The organism is Nostoc sp. FACHB-110 (assembly GCF_014697425.1).
Classification (GTDB): domain Bacteria; phylum Cyanobacteriota; class Cyanobacteriia; order Cyanobacteriales; family Nostocaceae; genus Nostoc_B.
In genome coordinates, this window is the sequence record NZ_JACJRU010000006.1 from 18,137 (window position 1) to 31,168 (window position 13,032).

Here is a 13,032-nt window from a genome sequence, read left to right on the forward strand (position 1 = left end):
CTGCAATTATGTTGAATAGCAAACAAGGCTTTAATTAATTGTTGAGTGTCAGATATGAAATTTATTTCTTACATTTTGATGGCATTTTTATTGCTACTGACAGCTTGCAGTTCTCCAGTCCACAGTTCTGGTGCAGAACTTAAAGCCCAAGCCCCAATTAGTGGCCCTAGTATTCAAGGCACTTTGAAAGCTACCCAAACTGAAAATGGGTTTGTTTGGATGGCTGTGGAACTGAACGGCGACCCCAAAATCTTGACTCCGGGACTTCATGGGGTTCACATCCATGAAAAAGGCAGTTGTCAAGCAGGTACAGAAAAGCCTTTTACTTCTGCTGGTGGACATTTTGATCCTGGCCCCTTCGGCTCATCGACTCCGGTAGAAAAAAATCATCCTTATCATTTAGGTGATTTACCAAATATTAAAATTAATCCCCTTGGTCAAGGTCGTTTAGAAGCATTTATTAGCAGTGTCAGCCTGAAGGAAGGGCCACTGAGTTTATTTGATAATGATGGTAGTGCAGTTATTATCCATAAACTAACCGATCAAAAGAAGGCTGGCGGGACAGCTGACGAAGCTGGTGGCGGTCGTCTGGCTTGCGGTGCGATCGCATTAGTTAAGTAGTCAACCTTAGTAGGGGGAACTAAAGTTTGTTCTCTCTACTTCAATATACTTAAGTTTGTGCAGCAATAATTTAAATTACTATAAGTAGAACAGTAAAAAGACGTAAATATTTTATAGTGGGGATAAACTAGGAGCTAAAAGAATTTTAGATTTTGGATTGGTTGATGACAAATCTAAAATTGCTAATCACAAATCCAATCTGAAAAGGGCTAGAGAAAAAAGGTTTAAAGCTGCATTTATCTTTTTTCGTGGTTGCCCAATTAGGAAACCAACAGACACACCATCAAATTCAACCTTCCTAACACTATGCTTGCAGGGGTGAAAAAGTTCTTTATACAGCCAATGTTTGTTTCTAGTGTGCTAGTTACACTAATTTTGGCTGGAGTTCAAAGGCTAGGGCTATTAGAATCTTTTGAACTCAAAGTTTTTGACCAGATGATCCAAAAGCGTGCCGAACTACCTCCTGATCCGCGCTTGCTGATTGTGGGATTTACAGAAGAAGATATCCAAGAACTCAAACAATCATCGCCATCAGGAGAAGTACTCAACCAGCTGTTGAAGAAATTAGAAACTAACCAAGCTCGTGTCATTGCTTTAGACTTTTTTCGGGACATACCTGTAGAACCTGGTCACACCAAATTATTGAAGCACCTGCAAACTAGTAATAAAACAATTGCCATTTGTAGTGCTACAGCACCACCACCCCAAGGATTAGAAGCAACCAGCATCGGCTTTGCAGATTTACCAGAAGATCCCGACGGGGTGATTCGTCGTGCTTTGTTATTTGCCAACCCAGAATCTAAATCACCTTGTCAAAGTCAATACTCTGTTGCTGTGTTAACGGCACTACAATATTTAGGCGAAACTGCCAACATCCAACCGCAACTTTCACCCACAGGCGACTCATTACAACTGGGTAAAACAGTCTTTCACCGCTTGGAACAAAACTCTGGCGGTTATTTTAATGCAGATAATGGCGGTTTTCAAATCTTGCTGAACTACCGTTCGTTGGATAATGTTGCCAAACAGGTGAGTTTTGTCGATCTGCTCAACAATAAAGTTGATCCGGCTTTGATTAAAGGCAAAATCATTTTAATTGGGGCAACAGCACCCAGCAAACAAGATATTCGCAATACTCCCTACAGTGATGGCAGGCAAGATAACTCTGGCAAAATGGCAGGGATTGTGATTCATGCTCAAATAGTCAGTGAAATTATCAGCGCAGTTTTAGACGAGCGCCCGATATTTTGGTACTTACCAGAATGGGGTGAAATTCTGTGGATTGGGGCTTGGACTTTATTAGGTGCTGCGATCGCATCACACATTCAGCATCCACTACGCTTAGGATTAGCAAGTGGCGCGTCTATCGTCGTTTTGTTAGGCAGTGGCTTTTTTATCTTCACTCATTCTGGATGGATTCCATTAGCACCACCGACAATAGGACTCATTGCCGCCGCAGGTAGCGTAGTAGTCTACACGGCATACCGGAACAAACAACAAGGCAATGAAATCGCCGCTAAAATTCAAGAGCAAGAAAAAACGATTTCCCTATTACAATCTCTGCTGCGAGAAGGTGGCCCAACAACTTACGAAGACCGCGATCTTGTTGACAGTATGCCCCAAAGCGGCAAAGTGCTGAATAATCGCTATAAAGTGACGCAAATCCTGGGTGCGGGGGGTTTTAGTTACACTTATTTAGCTGAAGATACGCTGCGTCCGGGTGCGCCAAAATGCGTTGTCAAGCATCTGCAACCAGCCAAAAGCGATCCGAGATTTTTAGAAGTTGCTAGACGCTTATTTAAAACAGAAGCGGAAATCTTAGAAATTTTAGGAACTCACAATCGAATTCCTCAATTATTGGCTTATTTTGAAGAAAGTCAGCAATTTTATCTGGTACAAGAATTTATTGCTGGACATTGTTTGCAGGATGAACTACATACAGGTAAGCGTCTAGAAGAAGCAGCAGTAATCAAGCTTTTGCAGGATGTTTTAGAAGTCTTAGTCTTTGTTCACGGCCATCATGTGATTCATCGAGATATCAAACCCAGCAATTTGATGCGGCGAGAAGCTGATAGCAAAATAGTTTTGATTGACTTTGGCGCAGTCAAACAAATTCAACCGCAACCAGAAGAAGAAAACTTGACAGTGGCTGTTGGGACACTGGGTTATGCCTCGCCAGAACAACTCATGGGACAGCCAAGGCTGAACAGCGATATTCATGCTTTAGGGATGATTGGCATTCAAGCTTTATGTGGCAAAAATGCCAAAGAAATTGAACGCGATCCGCAGACGACTGTACCAATGTGGCGAAATATGGGGCAATGTTCTGATGCGTTAGCGGCAATATTAGACAGAATGACAGCCTATGATTTTATCCGAAGATATCAATCGGCACAAGAAGTTTTAGAAGATTTGAAAAAAATTTAGGAAAAAATTAAAAATGCGATCGCTAGCTTTGATTACTACTTCCGAAATAAGCGATCGCATTTTTATCTACTTTAGTATTTATATCTTACGTTGTAAAATTTGAGCATAGTGCAATTACACTACCTAACGAAAGATTGTATCCAAAAATCGATATCTACTACAAAATAGATGTTTTTATTGATGATTATTGTCACTATACTCAGTAGGTGTATACACAGAAGTCAACTCTGAATAACTTTGGGAGAATTAGAAGCAAGAAAAAATTTCTCATCTAAAAATTTAAGTCAATTATCAAAATTAATCTGACGAGGCAATGTTTACAGCAAGGTTGATTCATTTTTCCTTATAACTTGTCTCTAAGGGCTGTACATTCACCTTAGCCTTATCAAACAAATTATGAATCAAACACTTCTTAGCACCACAGCATTAATTACAATAACATGGTTCACGCCTCTGGGGGCAATCAAGCCAGCTTCAGCCCAATTAACCCACAGAGAAAGCCTGAATCAAGTAGTTGCGCCTAATTCAAATTCTCATCAAATTGATTTAGGGAGACAATTATCTGGGATGTTGGTGATTGCTGGTGCAGGAGTCTTTGGTTGGTTTGCTATGCGAAATGGCAAACGCCTTTTGTTTCAAAATAATTTAGACCAAAATACTGCTAACGCGGCATTACCAACAATTGAAAAATCGCCGAAAGAACAGCCTATTTACATCACAGAAACTACAGATATTCCCACATATATTAAACGAGCCTATAGTCATTTTAAACAAGGGGATACGCAAAAAGCGATCGAGGAATTCAATAAAGCCATTGGGTTTAATCCTCATAACGCTTATTTGTATGGGGAAAGAGCAAATTTTCGACGCAAAAATCTTGGTGATAAACAAGGAGCAATTGAAGACTACAGCAAAGCAATTGGTATTCATCCCCAAAACGCACTCTTTTATCTTTGGCGTAGTCAAGCTTATAACGATATGGGGGAACAAAGAAAAGCCATTGAAGACTATAACACTGCAATTCGTTTAGCACCAGAAAATACCATGTATCACGATTTTTATGGTGCTGTTAACTCCAGAGAATAATTACTCTTAAAAAGCATTAAATAACTGTATATATTAATCAATAAGCGATCGCTGAATAATTAAACAGGACTTACGCAAAGTCATGAAAAAACGGCGTTGCATAAATGCGGGATGAATTGAGATGTTTAACAAAAATAAAATATTGATTCTTCGCGCCTTTGCGCCTTTGCGCGAAACAAAAAACATCCCACTAATCAGCAATGCCGAAAAAACGAACCGCAAAGGGCGCATAGACGCGATAGCGGCTTCCCGCAGGGTAGGACACGAAGTTAAGAGGATTTGAGAGGGTTTTTGCGTAAGTCCTATTAAAATTAAAATAAGTAATACCAATTTTTGATAAAGCTGCATAGAGTTCGATCCCCCTAAAAAAGGCAGGGCTGTTTCATTCGCTCAGATGAGGATTTTGTCAAGAGTATCAGCCAAAAATTTTAGTGAGTCGGCAATCGAAAAATTACTGTTTCAAGCAGAAAATTTAAGTGTGATCGCCTGGTTCATCAGGAAATTAAGTTGTTGAACTACCTGACTTTTTTGATTGATACGCTTGTAAATTATGGACTTTTAGGGAATGAAACAGCCCTGCCCTAAAAAAGGGGGGAACAAGAATCAAAGTCACCCTTTTTAAGGGGAGCCAGGGCCGTGGGCGGGTTTCCCGACTTGAGGAGGCACTGCGTTGCGGTGAGCAAATTTTGAGTGAGTGAAGTACACAATTGAGTTCTCAACGCTAGACTCCTGAATTCTGACTCCTGCTATGAGTCCCATATGATATTTCGTTAAAAAGAAAAATTACCTACGCAAATATACTGTTAAAATCAGTTGAGAAATTCGTCTGTGATGATTTTTAGGTGTTTTTTTAGTGAAAACACTGATATTTGGTGCTGAATAGATACTGCAATAGTGTGATTTTGAAGATCCGGGTGCGAAAAAATTACGAAAAAGTCCTGCTCCAAGCTGGATATTCCAACAGGGCAGAGTCTCACTGAGTGCCTCTACCCTTAGCCAATAAACAAAAATTTTGGTTGATATCTACCATGTCCGTTGAACATTCTTTGAGTCTACAATCCCAAAAGCGATCGCTAATCCTCATTCTCACACCCTTGTTTCTGGGGAGTTTATCTCCTTATTCAGTCACAGCCCAGACTGTGAATAATTATTCAGTACCACAAAATCAAGCTCAAACTACTCCCCTACCGCCCCCAGAAAGATTACCTCGTCCAGAAACACCGCCACCATCTCTACCACAACCAGAAACCCCCACCCTACCGCCTCCAGAACAACTTTTCCAAACACCCACAGAAACTACTCCACCTCCTGGCACGACTAGCCCTAGTGGTATCCCACAAACAATTCAAGTCGAGCGATTTGAAGTTATGGGTAGCACCGTATTCAGCCGTGAAGAGTTAGCCAATGCCACCCAGGAATTTATCGGCAAACCAATTACTTTTGCAGAATTGTTGCGAGCCAGTGATAAAGTTACGGAACTTTATACAAAAAAAGGTTACATTTCCTCTGGAGCATTTATTCCTGCTAATCAAACCTTCAAAGCACGGGGCAGTGTTGTTACAATTCAAGTGATTGAAGGTAGCGTCGAAAGTATTGAAGTTAGGGGCTTAAAACGGCTTCAGCCAGACTATGTTCGCAGTCGCATCGCCGTCGCCACAGGTAAACCCCTAAACGTCAATAAATTACTCCAAGCACTGCAATTACTCCAGCTTGATCCTTTGATTAAAAATATTTCGGCGGAGTTAGCTGCGGGTTCTCGCCCTGGAACTAGCGTGATTGATGTCAGAGTTGCAGAAGCTAAAACTTTTAACCTGCAAGTGAGTTTAAATAATAACCGCGTGCCGAGTATTGGCAGCTTTCAAAGACAAATTCGACTTAATCAAGCTAACTTATTAGGCTTGGGTGATGGGCTTTCGATTGGTTATGGCAATACCGATGGTAGTAATGATGTGGATGTCAGCTACACGTTGCCCGTGAATCCTTACAACGGTACGGTGCAGTTTCAATATAACTACGCTACCAGTAATGTGATTGAAGAACCCTTCGATGTGTTGGGTATTGAAGGTGAATCGCAAGATTTTGCCATTACATTTCGCCAACCCATTATCCAAACACCTACTACAGAGTTGGCACTAGGAATCACTGCTAACCGCCGAGAAAGTGATATCGGCTATTTAAAACCTTTGATTAAGCAACGCATTCCTTTTCCTTCACCGGGATCTGTTGATGGGGAAACGCGCCTGTCGGTATTGCGATTTTTTCAAGATTGGACACAACGCAACAGTAGGCAGGTAATAGCTGCGAGATCGCAGTTTAGTTTTGGGATAGATGCCTTTGATGCTACTAACAGTGGCGCACCACCAAATAGCACATTCTTTTCTTGGCGTGGACAAGCCCAATGGGTACGTCTATTAGCACCCGATACCTTATTTTTACTCCGTGCCGATGCTCAGTTAGCCGATAGGGCTTTAGTACCTCTTGAACAGTTTGGTTTAGGTGGGCAACAAACTGTGCGCGGCTATCGCCAAGATTTGCTGTTAACAGATAATGCCTTTTTCGTTTCTGCTGAACTGCGCTATCCCATTCTGCGCGCCCCGCAATTGGGAGGAGTATTACAAGTCACACCATTTGTTGATTATGGTACTGCCTATAACAGTTCTAATCGTGCCGATCCTGACCCTAATAGTTTGGCTTCTGTGGGTTTAGGCTTATTGTGGCAAAGTGAAAGACTCAATGCTCGCCTTGATTGGGGTATACCATTAATTGAAGTAAATTCTCGCAAAAACACGTTGCAAGAAGAAGGTCTATATTTTTCCTTAGTTTATACCCAACCATTTTAGGGATTTCCATCTAAAAAATATCCCATCCCTGCGGCCTTTGAGATCAGTTTTTCACCGAACACAATATTGAATCACCAGCCCTTGTAGGAGCTGCTTATCTTATGTCTGCAATTATTTTTTTGGCGGCACTATCCCAACTTTCTTACTCAGTTGCTATAGTACCTAATTCTGCTCAAATTGCCATTCAAAATATGACTGCGCCTGTTGCTGATTCTCTAGTCTCAGCAAAACCAGAACAACTTTTAGAACAAGGTATTCAACTTTATCAAAATCAACAGTTTACGGATGCCGCTCAGGTATTACAACAGGCAGTACAAGGCTGGCAAACTCAAGGCAACCAAATCAATCAAGCTTTGGCATTAAACTATTTAGCATTGGCATATCAGCAAATTGGGCAATTACCAAAAGCAAATCAAGCGATCGCTGATAGTTTAGCACTGTTAAAAAACGCTAGTAGCGCTAATAAAACAGATTTAGCAATACTCGCCCAAGCACTCAACACCCAAGGCCAAGTGCAGTTAGCCTCGGGGAATTCACAAGCAGCCTTGACAAGTTGGCAGCAAGCAACAGCTACCTACAGCAAAATTGGCGATGATGCTGGGAAAATTGGCAGTCAACTCAATCAAACTCAAGCATTGCAAGCATTAGGACTTTATCGCCGCGCCAAAATTACGTTAATTCAAGTTAATCAATTACTGCAAAAACAACCAGCCTCTCCCCTCAAAGCTACAGGACTTTTGAATTTAGGCAATACCTTGCGCTTAGTTGGCGATTTAAATCAACAAAATCCAGCAGTTACAGAAATTGACCAACTTGGTTCGCAAAAAATATTAGAGCAGAGTTTAGCAATTGCCGAGCAGGTATACCCCCAATTAATCCCGGAAATTTATTTGAGTTTAGGCAATACGGCCCAAGCACAACATAAACAAGATGTGGCTTTAAATTATTACCAAAAAGCCGCGATCGCACCATCACTTTTAACTAAACTTCAGGCACAACTGAATCAGATGCGCCTATTAATTCACGAAAAACAATGGAGTCAAGCACAAAGTTTGTGGCCAGCCATTCAGCAACAACTCAATACTGCACCCGCTAGTCGCCAAACAATTTATGCACGAATTAACTTTGCTCAAAATCTCATGTGCTTCAAACAGCTAACTGAGACATCTAGAGTCACAACTAATAATAATTGTGCCAGAAACGAAATTGTGAGCGATGTTGACAACTTAAATCTCAAAAGTCTGGAAGTATCACAATTAGCCCTGAATAATCCAAAATGGCAAGAAATTGCCCAAAATCTTGCCACTGCCGTAGAGCAAGCTAAAATTATCAAAGATACCCGCGCAGAAGCTTATGCTTTAGGCACATTAGGTAGCATATACGAACAAACTCAGCAATGGACAGAAGCCCAAAAGTTGACGCAACAAGCTATCCAACTAGCAGAAGGCCTTGATGCAGGTGATATTGCCTATCGTTGGCATTGGCAATTAGGGCGAATTCTCAAAGCCCCAGAAAATCCTCAACACAACCCACAAGCTGCGATCGCAGCTTACACCAAAGCCGTCAACCACCTCAAATTATTACGGAGTGATTTAGTCGCCATTAACCGCGAAGTCCAGTTTTCGTTTCAAGAAGGAGTTGAACCTGTCTATCGAGAATTGGTAAGTTTGCTGCTACAGGAATCTCCCAACCAAGACAATCTCAAAACGGCCAGAGATGTCATTGAATCACTACAATTAGCTGAATTAGACAACTTTTTCCGTACAGCTTGTTTAGATGCTAAACCTGTACAGATTGATCAAATTGATCGCACAGCCGCAGTGATTTATCCAATTATTTTACGCGATCGCCTAGAAGTAATTGTTTCGCTACCAAATAATCAACCCAATAGCAAAGAGCAGAATATATTAATTCGTCCCCAACCAATTCGCTTATCTCAAGAACAAGTAGACAAAACAATTGAGCAACTAAGGGCAAAATTAGTCACCCGCTCAACTAATGAATTCTTAGCACTTTCACAAACAGTTTATAACTGGCTCATTCGAGATATTGAACCTCAATTACAACAATACAAAATCAAAAATCTAGTCTTTGTTTTAGATGGTTCCTTGCGGAGTGTACCAATGGCTGCACTCTATGATGGCAAACAATATCTCATTGAAAAAGGCTATAACGTTGCCCTGACACCTGGTTTACACCTATTACCACCGCGTTCTTTTGCTAGAGAAAAACCGCGCACTATTGCTGCTGGCATCACAGAAGCCCTAGGCAACTTTGAAGAACTACCAAGCGTTAAAGAAGAACTCGACAAAATCCAAAAACAAGTGCCATCACGGGTATTACTCAATCGTCAATTTACCAAATCCGCCCTAGAAAAAACCATCGAATCCTTTGCTGCACCCATAGTTCACCTAGCCACCCACGGACAGTTTGCTTCCAAAGCCGAAGACACATTTATTTTGACGTGGAAAGACTCTGGCGAGAACAACACCTCAAACATCGATCGCGTTAACGTTAACGAGTTAAGTTCATTATTACAAACTAGAGAAACAAATCAACGAGTGGCGATCGAGCTACTAGTTTTGAGCGCTTGTCAAACTGCTACAGGCGATAAACGTGCAGGCTTAGGAATTGCCGGATTTGCAATGCGTTCTGGGGCGCGGAGTACCCTAGCAACATTATGGAATGTAGACGACCAAGCAACCTCCACCCTCATGGGCGAATTTTATCAACAGTTTGCCAATCCTAAAATGAGTAAAGCCGAAGCCCTCAAACGCGCCCAACTTTTACTTTTAAAAGACCCTAAATATAAGGATTTATACAAGCACCCTTATTATTGGGCGCCTTATGTTTTGGTGGGGAATTGGCTATAAGAAGTATGAAGTATGAAGTGTGAAGTGTGAAGTATGAAGTGTGAAGTATGAAGTGTGAAGTGTGAAGTGTGAAGTATGAAGTGTGAAGTATGAAGTGTGAAGTGTGAAATTTCTTTTAGATATCTACCTTAACTGCGTAGCGGTAAGGCAAAAGTAAAAAACAAAAAATCAAAAGTATTCTTCATTTTTGACTTTTAACTTTTGCCTTTTGACTTCTCTGGCTTTGCCAGAGTGACTTTTGCCCTATTCACCGTTAAATTTTCCAAAACCAGCGACGGCGGTACATGACATATAAAATTATCCACCACAATAAAACCATCACTAAGGCAAATAATAAAGAACCATTTAATGCCCCAGCCCAAGGACGAAATAGGTTTTCATAAATCCAAGTGTAAGTTGTGGTGCTGCCAATATAAGTTTTAATTAAAATTCTGCTCAATATGCCAGAACCAACAAATAAAAATATGGCATTAAGTCCCATAACTTCTAATGGCAAGCCCCATTTTTTAAAATTACGTACTTCGATTAATTCATAACATAAAGCCAGAATTAATATTGCCCAACCAGCCGTAAATAAAACGTAAGAACTTGTCCACAATTGTTTATTAATGGGAAAAATAAATCCCCAGATTTGCCCAACAACTAAAGCAATTAATCCAAAGATTACTAAATTGATACTTGTGCGACTTTTAATCGGCTGAATTCTTAACCAATCGCCTGTAAAGTATCCTAAAACAACTGTAACAACTGCTGGTAAAGTGCTAAATAAACCTTCTGGGTCAAATGGGCCTCCACGATAAAGATGCTGGCCTAAAATAATTCGGTCGATGTAACCCGCGAGGTTGCCTTCGCTTGAGAGATTACCTGCACCAAAACCAGGAACTGGAATAAATTGCATCGCCAGCCAATAACCAATGAGGATAATAGCTGCGCCTATGTATAACCAACGGCGCGAAAGGTTGAGAACTGCCAATGCTGCTAGCACGTAAGCCAGACTGATGCGCTGTAATACCCCCATAATTCGCATCGTGCTGAAATTGGGCGGGATACCTTTAATTAACCAGTCCAAGGTAAAAGAAAACAAGGTGAGAAACAAACCCAGGGCAAACAATATTACACCCCGCCGGAGAATGCGCGGATAAACAGCAGCATTCGGGCGATTTTCTCTTGTGTACTTGGCAAAAGAAAAGGGCATTGCCACACCGACAATAAACAAAAAGAACGGAAATACTAAATCAGTCGGGGTGCAACCGTGCCACTCGGCATGTTCTAGGGGAGGATAAATATAATCCCAACTTCCAGGATTATTCACTAAAATCATAGAGGCGATCGCAATTCCTCGAAACACATCGAGGGAAGCGAGACGTTTAAAGGGTGTTGAGGAATTGTCCATAAAGTTATCGTCTAATTTGTTAAACGCTCCTCCAGAATTTTTGTGAACATCAAAGACATTTTTTTTAGTGGATTTTTAAGTCAAGTGCAGCAGAATCAAAATCAGTATGCAGTCAAAATTCTTGCCTCCTGCCTTCTGCCTTCTGCCTTCTGCCTCCTCCCGTTACAAATCGCTGACTCCGCACCCCAGCCAGTCAGTGTTATTCCCCCTTCACCTACTAGAGAATTTCGGGGTGCTTGGGTAGCAAGTGTAGCAAATATTGATTGGCCTTCTAAACCAGGACTCAGCACAAATCAACAACAAGCAGAATTAATTGCCATACTTGACCGTGCTGCTAAATTAAATCTCAACGCAGTGATTTTACAAGTCCGTCCTGATTGTGATGCCCTATACCAATCTAGTTATGAGCCTTGGTCAGAATTCTTAACTGGACAGATGGGTAAACCACCATCACCTTATTATGATCCTTTGGCTTTTGCCGTCACAGAAGCCCACAAACGAGGACTCGAATTACACGCTTGGTTTAATCCTTATCGTGCGCGTTATCCTCAATCAAAATCAATTGTTGCTGCCAATCATATCAGCAAAACTCATCCTGAATTAGTCAAACGTTACGGCAAATATCTTTGGTTAGACCCAGGCGAAAAGGCAGTTCAAGATTACACCGTTGATGTAATTATGGATGTTGTCAATCGCTACGATATTGATGGTGTTCACATTGATGACTACTTTTATCCCTACCCAGAAAAAGATAAAAGAAATAGAACTATTAATTTTCCTGATGAAGTTAGCTGGCACAAATATCAACAATCAGGTGGCACAGCTAGTCGAGATGATTGGCGGCGAGAAAATGTCAATACATTAATACAGCGTTTATACCAAAATATTAAAAGCACTAAACCTTGGGTAAAATTTGGTGTTAGTCCGTTTGGCGTTTGGCAACCTGGATTTCCTAAACAAATAAGCAAAGATAAAGGATTTAATGCTTATGAAGAGTTGTATGCAGATTCTCGCAAATGGTTAATGAATGGTTGGGTAGATTATCTTTCACCACAACTTTATTGGAAAATTGAACAAGCTCAACAAAGTTATCCTGTATTATTGAATTGGTGGATAGAACAAAACACCCAAGGTCGGCATATTTGGCCAGGAATTTTTACTAGCCGTGTTGGTCAAAACAGCAATGCCGCTTGGCCTGCTAAAGAAATTATCTATCAAATTAAAGCCACTCAAGGTCATGCCGGTGCAGATGGTAATGTCCACTTTAGTATGAAACCTTTAATGCAAAATCGAGGCGGAATTTCTGATTTATTACCACAAGATGTTTATCATCATCCCGCTTTAATACCAGCATCACCTTGGCTAGATAAAACACCACCAGAAAAACCAACTGTGAGTATTGTCAAAGATACCATTGGCGGCAAAACTTTACTCACATGGCAACCTACAGGTAAACAACAAGTTTGGTTATGGGTTGTGCAAACCAAAACTGGCAATGAGTGGAAAACAGAAATTGTACCTGCTGGGCAGAATTCAACTTTAATCACGAATAATCAAGTTGAAGACGTAGCTGTGTCTGCTGTAACTCGCTATGGAGTTCAAGGTACAAGTGCCATTATAGAATTTCCTGAATATCAAGCCAGAAAATCTAGCGTTGGTATTCGTTAACAAAGATAAAAGACTCATTAGAAGAGATTCCGCCAAGAAATCTGCCAGAAAAAAGGTAAAAACTTTGTTTGTAGGGGTAGGGGTATTAGGGTGTAGGGTGTTTTTCATTTCTTCCCTTACACCC

8 protein-coding genes are annotated in these 13,032 nt (G+C 40.9%); 6 read left to right on the forward strand and 2 right to left on the reverse strand.

Features of this window, described 5'->3' with window-relative positions; all coding sequences use genetic code 11:
- Window positions 1–54: 54 nt before the first annotated feature.
- From H6G69_RS08225 to H6G69_RS08235, 3 genes are all read left to right on the forward strand, one after another.
- Window positions 55–621 (forward strand): superoxide dismutase family protein, encoded by a 567-nt coding sequence (locus tag H6G69_RS08225; protein ID WP_190684405.1) that lies wholly within the window; start codon window positions 55–57, stop codon window positions 619–621.
- 342 nt (window positions 622–963) lie between these two features.
- Window positions 964–3,048, forward strand: a complete 2,085-nt coding sequence (locus H6G69_RS08230) for a CHASE2 domain-containing serine/threonine-protein kinase (protein WP_242072008.1) — start codon at window positions 964–966, stop codon at window positions 3,046–3,048.
- Between the two features lie 396 nt (window positions 3,049–3,444).
- On the forward strand, window positions 3,445–4,134 hold the full coding sequence (locus tag H6G69_RS08235) for a tetratricopeptide repeat protein (RefSeq protein WP_190684412.1): 690 nt from the start codon (window positions 3,445–3,447) through the stop codon (window positions 4,132–4,134).
- Between the two features lie 33 nt (window positions 4,135–4,167).
- Here the strand turns inward: H6G69_RS08235 and H6G69_RS08240 are convergent, their stop codons facing one another.
- Window positions 4,168–4,482 carry a hypothetical protein gene (locus tag H6G69_RS08240; RefSeq protein WP_190684415.1) on the reverse strand — a complete coding sequence of 105 codons (315 nt, stop codon included), beginning with the start codon at window positions 4,480–4,482 and terminating at the stop codon, window positions 4,168–4,170.
- Between the two features lie 680 nt (window positions 4,483–5,162).
- Here H6G69_RS08240 and H6G69_RS08245 point away from each other — a divergent pair.
- Together H6G69_RS08245 and H6G69_RS08250 are read left to right on the forward strand one after the other, a co-directional pair.
- A complete protein-coding gene (locus H6G69_RS08245; RefSeq protein ID WP_190684418.1) occupies window positions 5,163–6,974 on the forward strand; it encodes a ShlB/FhaC/HecB family hemolysin secretion/activation protein in 1,812 nt (603 codons plus the stop codon).
- Window positions 6,975–7,075: 101 nt separating this feature from the next.
- Window positions 7,076–9,847, forward strand: coding sequence for a CHAT domain-containing protein (locus tag H6G69_RS08250; protein WP_190684421.1), 2,772 nt, complete (start codon window positions 7,076–7,078; stop codon window positions 9,845–9,847).
- A 253-nt stretch (window positions 9,848–10,100) separates the two neighbouring features.
- Here H6G69_RS08250 and H6G69_RS08255 read toward each other — a convergent pair whose 3' ends face one another.
- Window positions 10,101–11,240 carry an acyltransferase family protein gene (locus H6G69_RS08255; protein ID WP_190684423.1) on the reverse strand — a complete coding sequence of 380 codons (1,140 nt, stop codon included), beginning with the start codon at window positions 11,238–11,240 and terminating at the stop codon, window positions 10,101–10,103.
- A gap of 42 nt (window positions 11,241–11,282) precedes the next feature.
- Between H6G69_RS08255 and H6G69_RS08260 the strand changes: the two genes are divergently transcribed.
- Complete coding sequence (locus tag H6G69_RS08260) at window positions 11,283–12,908, forward strand: family 10 glycosylhydrolase (RefSeq protein ID WP_313950305.1); 1,626 nt, start codon at window positions 11,283–11,285, stop codon at window positions 12,906–12,908.
- Window positions 12,909–13,032 lie beyond the last annotated feature (124 nt).